At 44.6% G+C, this 20,361-nt stretch carries 15 protein-coding genes; 5 read left to right on the top strand and 10 right to left on the bottom strand.

From position 1 onward, the window contains the following. Positions 1-7: 7 nt before the first annotated feature. A complete protein-coding gene (locus ACX0G7_RS17090; protein ID WP_458924725.1) occupies positions 8-1,297 on the bottom strand; it encodes a peroxiredoxin family protein in 1,290 nt (429 codons plus the stop codon). A gap of 362 nt (positions 1,298-1,659) precedes the next feature. On the opposite strand from ACX0G7_RS17090, the gene ACX0G7_RS17085 reads away from it, so the two are divergent. The 3 genes from ACX0G7_RS17085 to ACX0G7_RS17075 all read left to right on the top strand — a co-directional run bounded on the left by ACX0G7_RS17085 (position 1,660) and on the right by ACX0G7_RS17075 (position 4,060). After that, on the top strand, positions 1,660-2,598 hold the full coding sequence (locus tag ACX0G7_RS17085; RefSeq protein ID WP_458924724.1) for a CE1 family esterase: 939 nt from the start codon (positions 1,660-1,662) through the stop codon (positions 2,596-2,598). Between the two features lie 204 nt (positions 2,599-2,802). After that, positions 2,803-3,279, top strand: a complete 477-nt coding sequence (locus ACX0G7_RS17080; RefSeq protein WP_458924723.1) for a DUF3592 domain-containing protein — start codon at positions 2,803-2,805, stop codon at positions 3,277-3,279. Positions 3,280-3,367: 88 nt separating this feature from the next. Beyond that, positions 3,368-4,060, top strand: a complete 693-nt coding sequence (locus ACX0G7_RS17075) for a sulfite oxidase-like oxidoreductase (RefSeq protein ID WP_458924722.1) — start codon at positions 3,368-3,370, stop codon at positions 4,058-4,060. Positions 4,061-4,067: 7 nt separating this feature from the next. On the opposite strand, the gene ACX0G7_RS17070 is transcribed toward ACX0G7_RS17075, so the two are convergent. From ACX0G7_RS17070 to ACX0G7_RS17035, 8 genes are all read right to left on the bottom strand, one after another. Next, positions 4,068-5,408: an AGE family epimerase/isomerase gene (locus tag ACX0G7_RS17070; protein ID WP_458924721.1), complete on the bottom strand. Its 1,341-nt coding sequence runs from the start codon at positions 5,406-5,408 to the stop codon at positions 4,068-4,070. Between the two features lie 74 nt (positions 5,409-5,482). Further along, the gene (locus ACX0G7_RS17065; protein WP_458924720.1) at positions 5,483-6,763 is read right to left on the bottom strand and encodes a mandelate racemase/muconate lactonizing enzyme family protein; all 1,281 of its coding nucleotides are present in this window, start codon (positions 6,761-6,763) and stop codon (positions 5,483-5,485) included. Positions 6,764-6,794: 31 nt separating this feature from the next. Next, a complete protein-coding gene (locus ACX0G7_RS17060) occupies positions 6,795-7,733 on the bottom strand; it encodes an RraA family protein (RefSeq protein ID WP_458924719.1) in 939 nt (312 codons plus the stop codon). A gap of 88 nt (positions 7,734-7,821) precedes the next feature. After that, positions 7,822-8,976 carry a bile acid:sodium symporter family protein gene (locus tag ACX0G7_RS17055; protein WP_458924718.1) on the bottom strand — a complete coding sequence of 385 codons (1,155 nt, stop codon included), beginning with the start codon at positions 8,974-8,976 and terminating at the stop codon, positions 7,822-7,824. Positions 8,977-9,063: 87 nt separating this feature from the next. Continuing rightward, positions 9,064-10,542, bottom strand: coding sequence for a mandelate racemase/muconate lactonizing enzyme family protein (locus ACX0G7_RS17050; protein ID WP_458924717.1), 1,479 nt, complete (start codon positions 10,540-10,542; stop codon positions 9,064-9,066). Between the two features lie 130 nt (positions 10,543-10,672). Continuing rightward, positions 10,673-11,590, bottom strand: a complete 918-nt coding sequence (locus tag ACX0G7_RS17045) for an RraA family protein (protein WP_458924716.1) — start codon at positions 11,588-11,590, stop codon at positions 10,673-10,675. Positions 11,591-11,667: 77 nt separating this feature from the next. Next, positions 11,668-13,191: a SusD/RagB family nutrient-binding outer membrane lipoprotein gene (locus ACX0G7_RS17040; RefSeq protein WP_458924715.1), complete on the bottom strand. Its 1,524-nt coding sequence runs from the start codon at positions 13,189-13,191 to the stop codon at positions 11,668-11,670. 11 nt (positions 13,192-13,202) lie between these two features. Further along, positions 13,203-16,385 carry a SusC/RagA family TonB-linked outer membrane protein gene (locus ACX0G7_RS17035; RefSeq protein ID WP_458924714.1) on the bottom strand — a complete coding sequence of 1,061 codons (3,183 nt, stop codon included), beginning with the start codon at positions 16,383-16,385 and terminating at the stop codon, positions 13,203-13,205. A 185-nt stretch (positions 16,386-16,570) separates the two neighbouring features. Between ACX0G7_RS17035 and ACX0G7_RS17030 the strand changes: the two genes are divergently transcribed. Then, the gene (locus ACX0G7_RS17030; RefSeq protein ID WP_458924713.1) at positions 16,571-17,455 is read left to right on the top strand and encodes a helix-turn-helix domain-containing protein; all 885 of its coding nucleotides are present in this window, start codon (positions 16,571-16,573) and stop codon (positions 17,453-17,455) included. A 33-nt stretch (positions 17,456-17,488) separates the two neighbouring features. Here ACX0G7_RS17030 and ACX0G7_RS17025 read toward each other — a convergent pair whose 3' ends face one another. Beyond that, positions 17,489-19,012 carry an ADP-ribosylglycohydrolase family protein gene (locus ACX0G7_RS17025; RefSeq protein WP_458924712.1) on the bottom strand — a complete coding sequence of 508 codons (1,524 nt, stop codon included), beginning with the start codon at positions 19,010-19,012 and terminating at the stop codon, positions 17,489-17,491. 337 nt (positions 19,013-19,349) lie between these two features. Between ACX0G7_RS17025 and ACX0G7_RS17020 the strand changes: the two genes are divergently transcribed. After that, positions 19,350-20,207 (top strand): alpha/beta fold hydrolase, encoded by an 858-nt coding sequence (locus ACX0G7_RS17020; RefSeq protein WP_458924711.1) that lies wholly within the window; start codon positions 19,350-19,352, stop codon positions 20,205-20,207. Positions 20,208-20,361: the final 154 nt, after the last annotated feature.

Here is a 20,361-nt window from a genome sequence, read left to right as displayed (position 1 = left end):
ATTACAATTACTTTTTCAACAATCCGTCAATGTCATGATTGAACTCCTTAACGAACTCATCATAATATTTTCCTGTCGCCGGCCCTGAAAAGCCGGTATGGATCTTAGCTACCTTTCCCTCAAGGTCCACCAGGATCATTGTCGGGAAAGAGAGGAATGTATTCAATGCGGGCAATGAGGCTGCAACTGCCTGCTTATCTGCCTTGCCTCCAAACACCTGGACATAACCGATATCAAATTTCTCGCGGAAACGTTCCAGTGCCTTCTTTACAAATACCGGGTCAGTCTGACGTTCGTAGTGTATTGAGACAACCTCAATTCCCCTGTTTTTATTTTTCTCATACCAGGGTGATAAAAAATTCGCTTCATCTATACAGTTAGGACACCAGGTTCCACCGATGGTTACAATCACTACTTTGCCCCGAAATCTTTCATCTTTCAGCGACACCAGATTTCCGTCGGCATCGGGAAAAGAAAAATCCAGCGAACTATATCCCTGCTTCATCAAGGTAAGCGTAGATGCATCTGGCAGCGCCGCGTTTTCATTGGGTATTCCTGTAAAAAGCTGGCTGGTTTTTAGGCCGATTGTTTCACCGGTCAGCTTGCCGTCACTTCCCACCTGGCCTTTATAATAAGATGGGGAAGAGCCGATAAAAGATGAAAGCTGGAAACTGTTTCCATCAACTGTTCCCTCCAGGTATCTTGAATCACCGGTAATCCGCAGAAAAGTACCTTTTAAAGTATTGCCTTCCTGTGTGAAAAGACCAACTGCTTTCTCCTCCGTTCCGTCTGCAGCTTTAAATACAATATCATAGGTTCCCGAGATATCCGTCGCAGGTACAGAAGAGGAACTTTCTTTAAAACGGTAGTTGATGTTTTTAGTGGCAGTCAGCGGTGTTCCGGGAATCTTGCTGTTTTGTTTTCTCAACTCACCAGATAATTTATCCCCTGCCAGTTTTAAGGCCAACTCATTATCGAACTGATCAAGTGAAACAATTACCGAATCATTTACTTGTTTTACGGTACCACCCTCGAACTTTTCATCTCCATTCAGAAAATAAACAGATGGTTTATTGTTCTTCCCTTTTGCAAATTCAAATATGAATGGAACTTTCAGTCCTGGCCTTATTTCAAACTCGCCTCGCCATTTGCCGTCAATGGGCAGGCTCAGTGAAGCCGGAGATTGATCTTCCACCTTATCTGAATCTTCCACCTTATTGCGGGTACGATCAACATTTGTTTCCACGAATAAGGATAAGAGAAGTATCGACAAAGCTGATACGAAATTTAATGTCATACTAAAATGATTAGCCAGGCTCCGGACCAATTTATAGTGAGTAAATAAATTTTTAATAGAACCATTTAGGAAAACACATGAAACACTCTCTTTCTTCTGAAAAACTGTGCTTTCTGAAAAACTGTGCTTTCTGAAAAACCGAGCTTTTCGGAAAAACTTTTTTAAGAACTGGGACAAAGTTAATACAGAAAAGTTATCAGTCTATTAAACAGATAGGGTTTACCAAAAAATTAATTTAGGAAGTTGTTGATTGTGAACAGGAATGCGGATTTCAAGAGAAATCGAATACCATATTAAACCCGTTAACGTTCTGTAAGTCATAAACATCCATCCGAAGTCCTTATAACCGTAAAAGCCCAAACATGAATATCAAGATATTTCTTCGCATAATGATTCTATCTATCACTGTATTAAGCCTGGCTTGCGATAAAAATGGCGATTCCGGACCAGAAAAGGCGTTCAGGTTTTCCGGGACCATCACGGTTGACGGGCTTGAAAGGACTTATCTCTTAAATCTTCCCCCGGTTTATTATGAATCAAAAAATCAATTTTCGCTGGTAATCGCCATGCATGGAGGTGGAGGAACAGCCGAACAATTTGAAAATTCCACGGGTCTAACCGACAAAGCCAACAACTCGAACTTTATAGTGGTATATCCAAACGGTGTGAAAAGCACCGGCCTTTTGAAAGCGCAAACCTGGAACGGAGGTACCTGTTGCGATTATGCTGTTGAAAAAAACATTGACGATGTGAAATTTATCAGTCAACTCATCGATCGGCTCGTTGCCGGTTACAGGATAAATCCAAAGAAGGTCTATGCTACGGGTCATTCGAATGGTGGCATCATGTCTTATCGTCTTGCCTGTGAGCTTTCGGCGAAAATTGCAGCCATAGCACCAAACGCTTCAAGTATGTCCGTTACCAAACCCTGTAATGCATCCAGGCCGGTACCGGTTCTCCATATGCATTCGGTGAATGATTCCAACGTTCCGTATAAAGGCGGATATGGTGATGGGGTGTCAAAGGCATATTTTGCTCCGATTGATTCGGTATTAAATGCCTGGTCTGATATTAATGCCTGTGGAACAAAAGCCAGCAAGCTGGCTGATAATGCCGGTTATACCTTTTACAAATGGTTTGATTGCAAGTACCAGGTGAGCATCAATTATTATCTTACCAAAGATGGAGGACATTCCTGGCCGGGAGGCAAAGCCGGAAGTGTTGTGGGTGACGAGCCTTCGAGGGTTATAAACGCGAATGATCTTCTCTGGGAATTTTTTCAGCAGCACCAGTTACCCTGATAATCGTGGCCAACAAGATTAGTCACCCTGATAAGCGTGATCAAAGACATCAGCTACCTGATAGGCGTAATCCACAACTTCAGTTACCCTGATAACCGGAATTTTTGAATGTTAACATGACTTTCACGATGTTTTTCCCCCTTTCACAAAATCAGTAACAACTTTGTCACGTTAATACTACTTTCACCGGGTTAACATGGTCAAATGGTCATAAGACGTTCATTGTTCTTTCTGATACTGGCGTGCCTGGTTGCTACACCTTTGGTGGTGAGCAAACTTATCTGGATTTCGAAAACCAAAACCACTACAGGAGTTATGTCTTTTGAAGGAATGGGTAATGCAGGGGACATGCTCCGTTCTACCTATTCCGTATTTTACTTCGAACATGACAATGATACAACCTGGTTTAACAGCAGCGCGAACCTGAGCTTCAAACCGGGCGATAAGGTTCCCGTGCGCTACAATACGTCAGTCCCTGACGATGCCCGGCTAAATACATTTCTGTCAATCTGGCTGGGCACACTGCTTGCCGGCGGAATACCTATACTTATACTGTTCGTCATAAGTCTCAACCGACACATCGTTCCGCCTGATAATCACATCAGGTTATCAAAAAGAAAGCCCTTTGTATTTCTTCATAACAGGCACGAAGTGATCCGGAGGCCCCCGATTAATTGCTGATTCGTTATTTATCCTTCATATTCTATATTTGCTTCACATCAATGATTGTTTCTCATTGAGGTATTGATCATGTTAAAATTCAATAGCGATGGAGGAATCTCAAAAATTACAACGGATCATTGAAGCAAGGATGAAACTGAAGGCACGTTTTGAAAACAAAATAAAGGAAACGCCATCAGTATCGGATTTGAAGCCCATGGGCTCCGGAAAATCGAACCGGCACGGTATGCCGGAAATCCCGGTCGGACAAACGGAAACAAAAAAATGGCCGGTACTTGATCTCGGAACGCAACCCAGGATCTCACAAGCAGAATGGCGGCTTAAGCTGGATGGTGCAGTTGATAATCCTGTGGTTCTTACCTGGGATGATTTTATGGCATTACCTCAAACAGACGACGTGTCCGATTTCCACTGTGTGACCACGTGGTCAAAACTGAATATGAACTGGAAAGGTGTGCGTTTGCTGGACCTCGCCGCTCTCGCGCAGGTGAAAGAAACTGCCACCCATATCCTGTGTTATGGCTATGATGAGTACACTACCAACATATCAATGGAAGAGGCTTTGAAACCAGACGTGCTGCTCGTTCACACCTATGAAGGCAAACCCTTACCTACAGAACACGGCGGTCCCGTGAGAATGATAACGCCACAACTTTATGCGTGGAAAGGATCTAAGTGGATAAACCGCATTGAATTTTTGACACATAACAAGTTGGGTTTCTGGGAAAGAAACGGATATTCGAATACGGCATACCCCTGGCGCGATGACCGGTATATGTAACCCGGTCTTATTTCTTTTCGAGCATTTGTATGCAATTAATCAATGACCTGAAATTATGATAGGTAGCCTTCCAGATATGTGATTTAGGCGACCTTGTTTTTTCAGGACTATGATCTATCCCTTCTTCATACCAGTCGCCATGAACATGATCAATAAGATTTAACTGAACGTAGTTCCATAATTCAAGAAACTTATCACCATAATTCAATGGATCTGACGGATACAGCCGGGAAAATATCATCAAAGTATTTAATCCTTCAGCCTGAGCCCACCAGTTTTTACTTTGTTTGATGATGCTGATCGTATCTGCATTCCTGAAATAATAACCCTGGTCATAAAACCCGGCCAAAACCTTATCCCAGCCATTAAGCAGGGCATGATCGACCATACGTTTGCCGACAAGAGCAGTCTTTTTATCATTATGATTGCCGGCGATTTCCGTTGCTTCCATCATCAGGTAAGCAGTTTCCACATCATGTCCGAAAGAAACGTGATCCAGTGACCTTCGCTCCATTATAACTTCGCGTGCTGAATCTTTGTGGGTAACGGGTTTCCAGTCAGGCGTGAAAAACAATTGGAGATAACCTTTGGAATGCACCATGGTATCCCGGATAAGCTGAAGCATTTCCTGTAATCTGGTCTTAACCAGCGGATCCGGCCAGACCGCATATAGTTCGGTGAACGCCTCCAGCAAATGAATTGAACTGTTCTGATCCTTATAACCGAGATCTGAAGACAATGGAGTTCCTGAACTACGCTTTATTGGTTTCCCGGATCTTTCGAGGTGTTGATAATATCCTTTATGAACCGGGTCATGACTGTTTTTCTCAAGCCATGCAAAAGCTTTCTTTGCGAATTCAAGAACCGCGGGATCTTTGGATGTTTTATAATAAGCGGCAAGTGCATATAAACCAAATGCATTGCCGTATGCCTGCTTGGTATCGGATATCATCTCACCCTTCCTGTTTACCAGTGTATAGAATCCACCGTATTGTTTGTCCCACATCTTATCCCGGAGAAAAAAATACCCGTGACGCGCCATCGAAAGGTAAGCGGTGTCTTTATAAAATAGTGTCGCCTTTGAAGTGGTCCATACATGCCTCGCCTGCGTAACGATCATCTTGTCCTGCTTACCTGAAGGTTTGAAATCGAATGAGAAATCGGTCAGGTATCCACCGTATAAGGAGTCAAGGTTTTTGGGATAATAAACTTCAATCAATTCTTTCTTCGCTGAATATTTCATCTGCGCCAGCACTGAATCCAGCGGTTGTTTTACCTGGGCAAAACTGAAGCTACCGGAAAAGAAAAGGGAAACAGATAGCAGAATAAGCTTCACAACTCTTGTCATAGGTCAAACATTACGAGAGCCAAATGTACATGGAAATTGACCCAAAAATATCAGTCATGTACATATGATTTGTATCACACAAAAAAGGGGACATCTTTGATGGCATATTTCTTCATCCCTTCTTCGTTAATTTCCACCCCTATACCTGGTTTTGTTGATAGTGTGATAAAGCTATCCTTGACCCATTCACCTTCATAAGTAACAATCTCTTTGAACATTGGCTCAGTATGAAAATAGGATTGCCATTCCAGTACCATAAAATTTGGAACAGAGGCGCAAACATGGGCCGAAGCCATTGCACCAAGAAATGAAGCCACCATATGCGGAGCAAAGGGAACATAATAAAGATTGGCAAGATTGGCGATGCGCTGTCCCTCCCCCAGCCCCCCGGCCTTCTGAAGGTCCGGCATCACGATATCTACTGCCCCGATTTCCAGTAGTGGACGGAACCCGTGAGCGAGATAATGATTTTCTCCCGCACAGATTGGAGTGGTGGTGGAATCTGAGATAAGTTTATAAGCCTCCGGGTTTTCGGCAGGAATGGGCTCTTCCAGCCACATGAGGTTGAGATGTTCAACCCGTTTTGCAATCTGTTGACCAGTTACAGCATCATAACGTCCATGCATATCCGCACAAATATCAATGTTTGGTCCTACTGCTTCACGCGCTGCGGCCAGTTGATCAACCATCCGTTGCAGCTCTGCGGGACTGGCGGTCCAATTGTATGCGTCGTATTTGTTAGGGTCATTAGCCTGGTCAAGATCAAACTTGATAGCATTAAAACCCATTTGTTTTGATTTCAATGCAGCATCGGCAAAGTCCTTGGGTGTGGGAAGGTTTCTCTGGTAAAGGGCGGTGTCGCAATAAACACGGATCTTATCACGAAACTTGCCACCGAGCAACTGGTAAACCGGTAGGCCGAGTGCCTTGCCCGCGAGATCCCAGAGCGCTGTTTCAATGGCAGAAAGTACAGCGATATACATACCCGCCTGGGCTCCCTGGAAAAAGCCGGATCTCCTGATGTCTTCAAAAAGCCGGTGCACATTCAAGGGGCTTTTGCCAATAAGCCTGGCACCGAAATTTTTTACAAGATGATATGTACCGGGTATGGCATCAACTCCTTCTCCGCAGCCCCAGATGTCCTGGTTGGTAGTAATCTTTACAAATACCGATCCCCGTACATACCCACATTTGACGCCGGTTATTTTGAGATCCGCAGGAGGAGATGCAATGGGTGTCTTTTCTACTGCATCTTCTATCCCCTTGCCAAAAAGCGCAAAAGGTGCCAGCGACGCTAAGGCTGAAGCCATGGCGGTTTTGGAAAGAAAAGATCTTCTTGATGGCGAATGCGACATAATTGCAGATTTAATTTTTTTAAAAAAAATGTTACCAGGTCCTTGTTTTCAAAAACTCCTGTATCTGTTCTTTTGGAACCGGAAGTTCATTTATATGATCATTCAGCCATTTGGAAAAATCTTTTTCAATTTCATCCGACCATTTCGAATCTATCTGCCCGGCTGTATATTTCCCTTCCTTCAGACGAAGATGTCCGAACATATCCCTTAACCTGACAATCTCTGAAGTCGTCACTACTTTTTCGGCAAGATGAGGCGGGATGAAACTTACTATACCCTGTTTACCTAATACGATATCTCCGGGCATAACGGTGACCGTACGTATTCTTGTTGGTTGGTTAATACCAATAATCATCGTATTCAGGTCCCCTGTCGGATTGTGATACGAAGGATTATAACTTGTGAAATAGGATGTAAATCCACCTATCTCTTTCAGGCCCTCGATATCGCGGATGGCGCCGTCATATACAATACCATTCCCGGTTTTAGCATAGATAGCATTTCCAACGTTATCACCGATGGTTGGTCCGTTACGATGGGCACCGAACTGGTCGGCCACATACACATCGCCTTTCACAAGCAAATCCACGGGCCAGCTGTTTTGTCCTTTTTTACCTGCTTTTTTTCCTCTCGCATCAATCGCACCCCACACATCCGGCCTGGCTGGCATAAAGGTGGCAGTCACCGCACGCCCTACCAGTACACTATCAGGATTAATCTGTTGCCAGTTCTCAGCAACCTGGTATCCATAACCCTCGTTTTTCATAACAGCCCACGCTTCTTCCTGGCTCACTTTACGCATACGGGCTAAAATAGCATCAGGCACCTTTGGCCTGCCATCAGCGAATCGCTCACCCTTCCATTCAGGAGTCAGGAATATCAATTCTTCTTTAGAGATCTGCTGGGCATAGATTGAACCGACGATAAAAGTTGCTATAAACAGCAAAAGGAAAAATAATTTCTTGTTCATGGCTAGAAATTTTTAGGCAGCACATTAATCGGGGCAACAGGCTCCATATTAAGTTAGTAGACACGCAGCAGTAAGGTTTATTCTTTCGCTACCTGGTATCAACCGGTGTTATGTTCTTCTCAGTCGGATGCAATCCGATCGATCCCTGGCCGGGCGCATCTTCTGGCAAACGACTGTGCCACCAGCTGGAAAGGAAGGAACCGGTAATATTCATCATCGGGCCGAATATAGCCGGAGCAAGACCAACCGTGGCGAGCTTGCCCATAGTAAGGGCCAACCCTGATGCCAATCCTGCGTTTTGCATTCCGACTTCGAGTGCAATTGTGCGGCAATCACTTTCAGCAAATTTCAACAAACGGCCCGACCAATATCCCAGCACAAAACCAGCTACGTTGTGAATAAATGTTGCGATTATAAGTAATCCGCCAACCTTCAGCAGGCTGTCCCTACCGGCTGCTGTAATGACCATAATGATCAGCGCAATTCCGGCCATTGATAATAAAGGCATCGCCTTATCCAGCCAGCCAAACTTACCTCTTACCAGGTAATGAAATGCAAGTCCGCCGGCTATCGGAATGATGACAATCTTCGTGATGTCCCACATCATATCCCAGAAATGAACCTCAACGAATCCGCCTCCCAGCAAGCGCATAAGCAAGGGCGTTACAAAGGGCGCAAGCAGGGTTGACACCGTTGTGACCGATACCGATAACGCCAGGTTCGCTCTCGCGAGATAAGACATTACATTGGATGCAAGACCGCTCGGGCAACATCCGACAAGGATAATCCCGGCTGCTATTTCACTTGGAAAATCAAAAAGATTTGCAATGGCAAATCCGATCAAAGGCATAATGGTATAATGGCAAACAATGCCGACGATAATACCTTTTGGCATTCTCAATACATTGTTGAAATCCTTTATGCTAAGCTCAGTCCCCATGCCGAACATGATTACCTGCAACAATGGGACTATCAGCCCGGAAAGCTTGAAATCTCCAATGGTTTTAAAATGCTGGGGGTAGTACATAGCAAGGCTAACCACCCCGAATATGATGATGGTAAAGGATAAGCCTTTCAACAGTTTATTTCCACGCACAGCAATGGCCAGGCTTACGAGTGACAACATAAGGAACCAGCCGGCAAGATCATGCCTGGCCATGATTGTTATGACAAGCCAGCAAATGAAAAACAATGCTGATAATCCGTAAAAAATCCGATAGGTAGCATTAACAGCTTTGGTCATGGTTTATCAGCATTTTATTAAAGCCTGTACATAATGGGGTCCGGATCAAAACGACAAAACCGGCCAGAAATCAAAATCCTTCCATGGTCAACTCCAGGTCCGGTCATGTGAATTCAAAGAATCCCAGTCTGGTGTCGGAGCGAAGTATGTCTTATCTTTTGCATGCAGGTGTTGCTTAACTACTTCGTCATTAAGCTCGATCCCGAGACCCGGTGCTTCCAGTGGCAATGGCGCAAACCCTTTATCAATCAGCTTCCTGTTGTCTGTTGTTTTCACAAGACTCTCCCACCAGGGCAGATCAACTGAGTGATGTTCAAGCGCCAGGAAGTTTTGGGTAGCAGCCGCACAATGTACATTGGCCATAAAAGAAACGGGAGTACCGGCCTGGTGCATAGCCATCGCGATTCCTTTTTCCTCTGCGTAATCACCTATCCTCTTCGTTTCCAGCAGTCCACCCGATGATGCAAGATCCGGATGAACGATATCGACTGCATGTGTATCAATCAGAGGCTTAAAGTTCTGCAACAGGTAAATATCTTCACCGGTCAATGTCGGGGTTTCCAACGCCTCGGTTATGGTTTTATGTTGTTCGGTCATCTGCCAGGGAACCATATCTTCAAGCCAGGCGAGCCGATACTTTTCTATAGATTTTCCAAACCTGATCATATTGTTGAGATCAAAATGTCCATAATGATCGGTTGAGAGTGGAATTTCAGGCCCGATCACAGCACGCACATCGGCAACACGTTTGGCCATTACCTCCAGACCCTTTTCAGTTATCTGGATCCCGGTAAATGGATGTGCAGCATTTGCATATGACATATAATCCCCGTTCCACTGTGCAAGGCCCTGTCCCCAGAATGCGCTGTTTACCAGCGTTCCCGGGATGCCACGCAACATGCCAATTGACACATCCATTTTGAGCCAGGTATATCCCTGGTCAACTGTGCGGTATTTAACTTTTGCCTTGAACTCTTCCAGGTCCTGGGATTCGGGAGTATCGGCATACAGGCGCACCTTGTCGCGGTATCTGCCCCCGAGAAGTTGCCAGCATGGAACGTTATAAGCTTTACCGCAAAGATCCCACAGCGCCGTTTCAACTGCACATACTCCGCCGGCCTGTCTTGCCTGTCCGCCGAATTGCCTGACGGACTTAAAAAGCATTTCCACGTTACAGGGGTTCTGACCAAGTATCCTGCTCTTCAGCATCAGGGCATATCTTACATCGGCGCCATCTCTTACTTCTCCAAGACCATAAATCCCCTGGTTTGTGTCGATCCGGATAATTGCCGTGCGTCCCAATACGCTGGTCACACAGTACCGCATGTCAGTTATTTTCAACTCCGATGGTTTTGAGTTGCGGCTAACTTTCTGAGTTGTCTGTGCGAGGATGTCTTCTATCGGCGTAGCGATCAATGCACCACCGAGACTGATCCCACCAAGTGTTGACATCTTAAGAAAGTTCCTGCGGCCATTTTCATAAGCATCGCTTTTTATACCCTGATCCGGTAAAGGCTGCTCATCTTTCAATCCAAGTTTTTCAAGAAATTTTTGTGATGGTGTCATGAAAATTATTTATGGCGTTAATAACAGTTTGACCCGGATGTTGATCCGCGGGGAATTACAGTGTTGAGCCTGATATTGCTCAGGGAGCTGGTTGATATTTTATCTTATTCAGGAAGGCGCAGCTGATCGGTTACCAGGTGCGGCCTTTCATAAACTCATCGAGTTCTTTCCTTGTCATGGGAAGATTTTTTCTTTCGGACAACCATTGAAGGAAATCTTTTTTAATTTCATCTGTCCATTGCTGGTCTATTTCACCAGGTGTCCACTTGCCTTCGATTAAACGCTGGTGGCCAAATGCATCTTTCAGTTGCACAAATTCTGAGTTTATGACCAGGTCCTCAAGCAGATGCGGAGGAATAAATATGGTTCCGTATTTTTTTGCAAGAATTACATCACCCGGAAGTACGGTGGCGCGACCGATGCGTACCGGAAGGTTTATGCCGGCCAGCATCATCTGTTGGATATACGATGGATCAATGCCCTTTATCCAGCCATTGAAATCTTTGATGGCAAGTAACCCTTCCATGTCCCTCACGGAACCATAAAAAATTACACCCCTATGGGTTTTGGCATAGATGGAATTGCCAAGGTTATCACCAATAAGGGTACCATCAGCTATTTTACCATAGCTGTCAGCAACATAAATATCCCCTTCCTTCAATACATCAATCGGCCATGAATTCGGTGAGCCTGATCTTTTCTCCTCCTTACCCTTGTCTTTGATCATTTTATCAAAGTCCGCACGCATCGGCATGTATTGGGCAGTCACTGCTTGTCCAACCATTGCTGAATCAGGACGGATAATTATCCATTCACCCTCATATTGATTCTGGTATCCCTTGTTACGCAGGTAACCCCAGGCTTCTTCAATAGATATATTTTTTAACCTGGTTAATAAATTAGCGGGTGCCTTAGGACGACCATCAGGAAACCTTTCGCCTTTCCATTCTGCCGTCAGTTGTTTTACCTGGTCCGCAGTCAATGAAACCTGTTGCGAGTAGACGGTTCCATAGCAAATCATGAACAGGCACAAAACGATCTTAAACATTGGTTTTACATTTAATTTTAAAATATGGTACCGGATCATGAAAATTCAGGTCCTGGATTGATTTTTCAACGGTCCTATTACTTGTCCCACCATACCCTGGTATCCATTCTATCTGCACCCTGCCTTGCAATTGCTTCGTTTACGTTTGTTGTATTTGCAGATATTTCGGAAACCGGGTAGGTAATTCGCCTGATAAAGGTGTTCGGGGGAATATCACCGGCATAAGGATTAGGTGTCAACACAGGGAAACCGGTGCGCCGGAAATTTGCCCATGCTTCCGGACCATTCAGAAAAGAGGAGATCCAGTACTGTGTACCTATCTGTTGCATTGCAGTAGCTGGCGAAAAAGGATTGGCAGTCAAATATGGTTGAATTGCGGATACCGGTACTGCGGCACCAGCATCATGCGTTGCAAGCTCCTGCATATGTGCTGTAACGCCAAGGTCGTAATAGTTTTTGGCGGTATTAGCCGTTACCCATCCTCTTTGCGCTGCTTCCGCAAGCAGCAATAAGGTTTGCGAGGCGGTCACAAAAAAGGCTGGTGCAGTGGTCTTGGTAACCCGGCGGCGGTCCACCTGGCTATACTCGTAAAAACTGACCAGTCCATCGGCCGCTGCTGCAGCTACTATCGTACCATTGTCTTTACCAATGGGCATACCTATCTGCTTCGTAGGATCGGTTGTACCTACAGCCGGCGTTTGTTCGGGGCCTGATTTAGCCCCAACATAACGGATAGCAATAGCCGGTAATCTCGGATCGTTGGTATTTTTGAGATAATCAACAAATGGTTTCGCAAGGAAAAAATTTGCGCCTTCTGTTCCATTAAGCGTATTTCCGATCGGGTTCAGGTAGTTAGCATCATGGCGCATAATGGCATTATCCGCATTCAACACTATAACACCACCGGCAAAAGCTGCCTTTACAGTCGATTCCGCTTTCCCAGCGTCGGCTTTTGTAATATGCATGCCTGCTCTTAACAGCAGCGAATAACCAAATCTCTTCCATTGATTAATATTACCACCATAAAGAATATCACCTGCCTCCGTTGGTTTGGTAGCATCGAGAGCAGCTGAGGCTTCCGTCAATTCCTTAATAATGTCTGTATAGATAGCCTGTTGAGCATCGTATTTCGGTAGAAACAATTGCTCTGAATAACCGAGCCCGCCTTCGGTGTAAGGAATATCGCCATAGGTATCGGTGAGAATCATGAAAGCATAAGCCTGTAAGATTCTTCCCATCTGCATCAGGTTGCTGCGGGTTGGCGTTTCTTTGGTGAATGCAACTACATCACGTGTATTACGGATAACGTTCCGGTAATATGCCTGCCAGATAGGCCCCAGCAGGCTTTTATTATCCTGGTTGAAGTTTGCGCCGGCAAGTACCCCGCCATTTGGTGTCACCATCTGCTGAACAATACCCATTTCATAATTAAGCGTAGATGTGGGGAATGACAGATTGATCACCGCATTATTCAATTGGAAAAGCGGATCTATGGCGGTAGGGTTGGTTTTGTTTTCGTTCAATTCTGAAAGTCCCTTATCACAGGCAACCTGGAATAACAGCACCAGCATCAAAAGCGAAAATTGAATTATCTTTTTCATATGTGCGGCTATTAAAATTTAATGTTAAGGTTCAAGCCAAGTCCCCTTGTGGAAGGTAACCCTGTCGATTCCATTCCCACAAGATTATCTGAGGTATAACCGAATGTTTCGGGATCTATGTTATCCACCCATTTTTTCAGGATCAGCACGTTGTTGGCAACGAAGCTGAGCTTCAATCCCTTTATTGGCCAGGAACCGGGAACATACTTCGTGAAATCATATCCCAGCGTGATCTGGCGGAGCTTCCAGTAGCCACCATTATAGATCACCGGTTCAACTATTGCCTGCGATCTCAGGTGTTCCCAGTAGCTCTGTACGGGTGCGGCGGCAGTGTTTTCTCCTCCGGATGGATTTACACCCTTACCTACAACGCCACCAACACGACCTTCAAGCGTCATCTTGTGATGCCCTTCACGAATCATGTTGAAATTAGTACCGGATAACATTTTGTTACCTAATTTATAATCGATCAGGAACGAGAGGTTAATTCCTTTGAAAGTAAATGCGTTCAGAAAACCTCCGTACCATTTAGCCAGGGCAGAGCCAAAAGTCACCAGGTCATCTGTTCTTACCGGCATTCCATTGGTCTGGAACATGCGGTTACCTTTTGCATCACGTTTATACCCGAAACCTGCGATCTGGCCCATTTCCATTCCAACTATCTGCCTTAACTCGCCATTAAAAACGTGCGTACCAACAGTTATACGTTCACCTGGCTTATCCGTTAGCAGGCTCAGCACTTCCGACTTATTATAAGTAGCATTGGCCGTAAACTCCCAGCGAAAATTTGATGACTGAATGGGCACGAGGTTAAGTAAGCCTTCCAAGCCAAGAATACGACTCTTACCACTGTTGATACGGGTATCAATGAAACCCGAAGCATCAGAGATCTGTGCCTGGACTATCTGGTCAGTAGTGATCTTCCGGTAAGCTGCGAGATCTAGTCCAACCCGGTTATTAAACATCTTAAGTTCTACGCCAACTTCAATCTCAGAGATCCTCATTGGTTTAAGGTTGGCATTGGGGACCGTCGTACCATTTGGTCCGCCAACCGGTTGAGTGGCTCCTGCCGGGTTGGGTATAAGATTAGCGTTGATCTGATAAAAAAGTACATCGGCATACGGAGGTACATCGGTATCACTTCCCACCTCCGCATATGCAACCCTCAGCTTACCGAGGTTAAGCCAACTAACCGATTTCAATGATTCGGAGAACAGGTAACTGGCTGAAATGGATGGATATAAAATGCTTCGGTTGTCAACTGATAAGGTAGAGAACCAGTCATTTCTTAATGTTCCGTTGATAAACAACAGATCGTTAAACGAAACTTCAGCGGAGCCATACAACGAATTAACACCTCTTGTCTGGAGATCATACAAAGGATCTTTTGCACGACCATTCTGAACAGTGTAAAGTCCCCTGACCACAAAGTCAGTAACCTGCACACTATTCAGCTCAGAGCGTCTGCGCATTTGGTTGCCACCGAGATTTACATTGAGCCCGATCTTATCAAATTGAAAATCAGAAGAAATAAGGAAGTCAGCATTTGTTTCACGGAATCGCCTTGCATCCTGTGTAAAAACACCATTTACAAAACCTGCAGGGGCGGGTCCTCTTGAAGCATGACCGGTTGGAAAGTTGTTGTAATCCTGGTCGCGGGTCCAGAAGTCCTGGCCTATCCTGCCCTGGATAAACAACCAGTCAGTGATGTCGTATTTAACAGAGAAGTTTCCGAATAACCTGTCCCTTCTGATATTCTGAAATTGTTCGGCCAATACCCAATAAGGATTGGTGCGGTTCATAAATCTTGAATAAATAAACTCGTTACCCTGTGCATTGTATTTTTTCTGATCAAGCAGATCCAATGGCATAGAGTTCGACATGTTATAAAGAACCGTTGGTATCGAATTATCCTGGTTGGCGATATTGGGAGGGTTGTTGTTTTTTTCAATCGAATAATTACCGTTTCCCTGGAAGCTTAGCTTATCGGTGAGGTTATAACTGAACCCCAGGTTCATGGTCTTCCGGTTAAACGTATTGTTTGGCACTATTCCTTTACTATCAAGGTTGCCGAGCGACACATAAAGTCCGCCTTTTTCTCCACCTGCTTCAATAGTTACCGTATTTGTAAGATTCTGACCGTTTCGGAAAAATTTCTTTATCCTGTCATACTGCGGCACATAAGGAACAACGACACTGTCGAACAACACCTGGGTCATCCCGGGCTCAAATTTTTCACCAAACGACCACTGCCCGGAAGTTGGGTTGGCAGTTTTTGGCCGGACGCCATTTTCACCCTGGCCATATTCGTACTGGTAGTCCGTAAAATCCAGCGGTTGTTCGTTTGTATAATTGAGATTATAAGTAACGCCGATACCTTTTCCTTTGCTCCGTGTTTTCGTGGTGATCATTATTACTCCATCCTTTGCCCTTGATCCGTACAGGGCGGCTGCTGCTGCACCTTTCAGGATCGTCATGCTTTCAATATCATCCGGGTTAATACTTGACAACCCGTCCCCTCCATCGGAAGTGTTTCCACCCCCTCGTACCCCAATGGAATTGTCGCCACCAACGGATCCTGGATTGGTACCAAAATTTGTATTATCAAGCGGCACCCCGTTGATGACAATAAGCGGGTTATTTTGTCCGGAGATGGAAGATTGCCCCCGGATACGAATCTTGGAAGTACCTGCAGGACCGGTTCCCATACCCGAAATGTTTACGCCGGCGACTTTTCCCTGTAGCGCATTCATAAGGTTAGGCGTCCTGTTCACGGTTAGCTCATCAGGTTTCACCACACTCGTCGCATAACCAAGTCGTTTTGCTTCTTTGTTGATACCAAGGGCAGTCACCACGATAACGGCAAGGTCCTGGGCGCTACCCTCGAGGTTTACCGTAATATCGCTCCGACCATCCACCGCAAAGGTTCTCGCTGCAAACCCTACGGAGCTGACCTGCAATGAGTCAGTGCCCTGTGCTTTTATTTCAAATTTTCCATTTGCATTGGTTACTGTTGCTTCGCCGGTGCGTTTTACCATTACGGTAACACCGGGTACCGGTTGATTGCGATTGTCAGTCACAGTCCCTGTCACGGTTTGTGAGTAAATGGCGCCGGAAAAGCAAAAAAGGAAAAATAAGGTAGCGAGCAGTCTTGAATAAGCCGGCAAGGTTGCCGGAACGGTTGTTTTAGTCATAAGCAAGTCGTTTGAGGATTGTTAGGAGGCTGCAATTACTTAACAAAGTATCCTTTCTTAGCAACAATAAACTTCCAATAAAATACACCGGCGAATAATGTACATAAAAGAAATCTGATTATATTTAGTTAAGTGTTGTAATGACATTTTGCAGTATACGGCTGAAAAAGATTCAACTTGCCAATATGATCTCTTTCCTGCTGAACCGAACAAACAAAGAGCTCGCACCATTCCCCCATGTTGCGGAATTTGCACTCAGAAAGTGCAATACTATTCAATTTCATTCGCTGCCTGTAACGGCTAAAAACACACTGAGATTTTACTATGTGATACAAGGAAAATTCAATTGGACGATTGGTAAACAGGACCACGTCCTCTATCCGGGAGATCTTGCTGTGGTGATGCCAGGCATGATGTTCGGGGGGACGCATAATTATTTTGATATCGGTGCGGTGACTTGGATCGATATTCATGTTGAAGGAGGCAATGTTGATTGCGGCATTTTCCCAGGTAGCTGGTGTAATTTGTCTTCAGATGAGAAAATCATGATCAAGGGAATATTTGAACATTACAATAAGCCGGTTCTTCATTTGCCTGCTACAGGACAACTCTTACAAGACATCCGGACGGAACTCATCTCCTCGGAGATCGGGCATACACTGCGCGTGAACCAGTTGCTGAACGAATTACTTGTAGTGCTGGCCAGGACATTGTTACGTCAGAAAAGTACGCATCGTGATTACCCTGCAGTGTTTGTAAAACTGGAAAAATCGCTCAGAGAAAATCTTTCACATCAATGGACAGTGGATGAGATGGCCTCTCTTGTTGGTCTTGGTCATACTGCCTTTTCTGAGAAGGTAAAAAACTTCACCGGTTTTTCGCCGCTCAACTTTTTGATTAATATCCGTATCTCAAAAGCAGTCAATCTCCTGAGGCGTAAAGATGCGAGTGTGACAGACATCGCGCTGGACACTGGCTTCTATTCATCGCAGCATTTTGCCACCACCTTCAAAAAGCTCACAGGTTATTCACCGCGCGATTTCAGGAAGATGATCGAATTGCGAAACTGAGCATGTAAAGGTTCATCGGAATCCTTTTGATAATCAGCGATTTATTTTAGTATACGGTTTGTCTGAAAACACGACATAATTATAACTTTTCAATTCATATTGATCGTTTGGATTCAACAGTATAATATTTACCGTGTGTTTTTTGTTCTCAATAGGATAGGTAGCAAAAAGTTCCAGACGCCGATGTGTGAAATTCGTAGGAAGTTCAACGGTGTCGGCATGCCCGCCATCAATTTGAATCAGCGCCCGAAAAACATATTCCTCTTTGATACCTGATTTCTTTTTTGCTTCTCCCGCTAACGAAAATCCTGTGCCTTCAAATTCAAACGATATTTCAGTAATGTTGTGGTTAAAATCTACTTTGGCAACCGGGTAGAGACCGGGAAACCCCTGCTCTAGTTTTACTGCCTTTGGTGATTCGGTTTTTATCGTAACCATATCATCGTTGACCTTTCCGCCGTTGGCTGCAACATTTTGCAACGCGTGTTTCAAACCTATCTCATACACTTTGTTGAGTGAAATTTCAGTGTACTTAAAATTAATGTCCTCTGCTTCCTTCAGCCCGGATTTCCACTCGGGTGGAATCTTCTTGTAGCCCAGTACAGTACCGAGAACACCAGCCACGGAAGAGGGATTACAATCGGCATCCTGGCCAGCCCTGGTAGCAATCTCTACGGCTTTTCCAAAATCCTTCTGCCCATACAAAAGCGCAAGTACAACATATGCAGAATTTACTTTTGCATCAATATTGAATGGATGAAATATTCCATCATGGCAGGCAATGTCACTGGACCATTTTTGTTGAATTTCGAACCAGGTCCGGTGCCAGTCGCCCGGAAATTGTTTGTGCCATTTTATTACATCACTTATACATTGATAGTAAGTACATTGCTTTGGAATCGTTTTTAGTGCTTCTGTCACTATATAAGAAATATCATCAGAAACAAAAGCAAGCGAATACATTGCACCTATATAAACGCCACCATACCATCCATCCCCATAGTTCATAATGTGCCCTATCTTATCCGAGATCGCTGATGCTGTATTTGGCATCCCGGGACTCATTAAGCCTGCGTAGTCTGCTTCAATCTGGTAGTCGATATCTTCCGCATGTGAATTATATTTCCAGTGACCTGACTCAGGAGCTTTTATTCCATGCAGAATATTGTACCTGGCGGCCTGGTTCGCATGCCACAACATATACCCGGCATTTGCAAACGCATTAGCAAAAGAATCAACCGGTGCATTCATCCCGTATTTCTCAAATACATCAACAAAAGTGAGATCCATGTACAGATCATCATAAAGGCCCGGGTTATTGATCATCGTTGATTTCAGGTAACCATCTTTCCAAACCAGCGGTTGGTAGTCCTGGATATAGGTGCCATTAAACCTGAATTCATAAGGACCACCGAATGTAACACCAATCGTCTGCCCGGCCCATCCTCCCTTAATTTTATCCTGGAGTACTTCTTTAGAGATAGTAACCGTTTTTTGCGAAAAGCCCGCTGAAATGAGAGAAGTGAATAGAAAAAACAGCAGTTTTTGTTTTGTCATATGGCGCATGTTTTTAGAATTATAAACTTTTTTAAGCGATGGTGACGGTCACTATCAGTCTGGAATAACCGAAACTTGCCAGCGGTCTCCCCACAACGAGGATATATTGCTCACCGGCAGACAATCATTGTCGCAGGTAAATTACAAATTATAAACAGAATGTTGGACATCAGTGAAAACAGCATGACCTGTTCTTCAACCCGTTGGCCGAAATCCCCATTTAAAATGGCCTTTTCTCCATATTGTTCAGACTTTTTATCATTGTAAATTTATTCCCGCGCCCGGAGTTACGTCTCTGGCCGCAAACGGTGAAACTTGATCAATAACCGACAGGAAAATGAAACAAATATTGCCATTACCGCTGATCGTGGTATTCAATTTATCAATGATAATAACTTTCCCGATGAAAGCACAGCAAACCGCCATTGGCAATTATGCCACTATCAACAACCTTAACATGTATTATGAGATTCATGGTAGTGGACAACCACTTGTTCTGTTACATGGCGGTGGTTCAACGATCTCATCGACCTATGGAAAGGTTCTTCCTGAACTTGCCCGGAAGCATAAAGTAATTGCCATCGAACTGCAGGCGCATGGAAGAACAAAAGATATTGACCGTCCGCTAAGTTTTGAACAGGATGCTGACGATGTAGCTGCGTTATTGAATAAGCTAGGTATTAAAAAAGCAAATTTTCTTGGGTTCAGCAACGGAGGCACTACTACCCTCCAGTTTGCCATCAGGCATTCAGAACTGGTAAACCGTATAGTGCTTGCTTCGACGATTTTTCAACGGGAGGGCATGGTACCCGGTTTTTTTGAAGGCATGAAGCAAGCAAATTTTGATCAGATGCCCATGCCGCTCAAAAAAGCTTATCTCGATGTTAACAATGACCAGGCTGGTCTTATGCAGATGTTCAACCGCGATGTAGCCAGGATGGTTGGTTTCGAGGATATTTCCATTGAAAAGATAAAAACAATTTCAGCCCCGGCGCTTGTGATCAATGGCGATAAAGAAGTGGTTCTGGCAAAACACGCGTTGTTCTTGTCGGAAACATTAGCCAATGCAAGGCTGCTTATTGTTCCAGCGGGACATGGAGATTATATCGGGGAGATCTCTTCAGGAGATAAGAACAATCAGCTCCCTGGCCTTGTGGTTCAGATGATAAATCAGTTTTTTGCCGGTGAGCACTAATGGGTGGTGGAATTTTTTACGGCAACTCATTGTCCGGTTCGGTAGCCCTTCGTCTCAATTCCCTTGTCTTCCATACTTGCTGTCCCTTCTTCGACAGTTTTCCATGTCCATGGCGTCAGCGTGCTATATCCACTTCATAGGTTTCTTTTATTCT

The organism is Flavitalea antarctica, assembly GCF_054461535.1.
The sequence above is the reverse complement of the archived record's forward strand: the minus strand, read 5'-3'. Positions and strand labels throughout refer to the sequence as shown.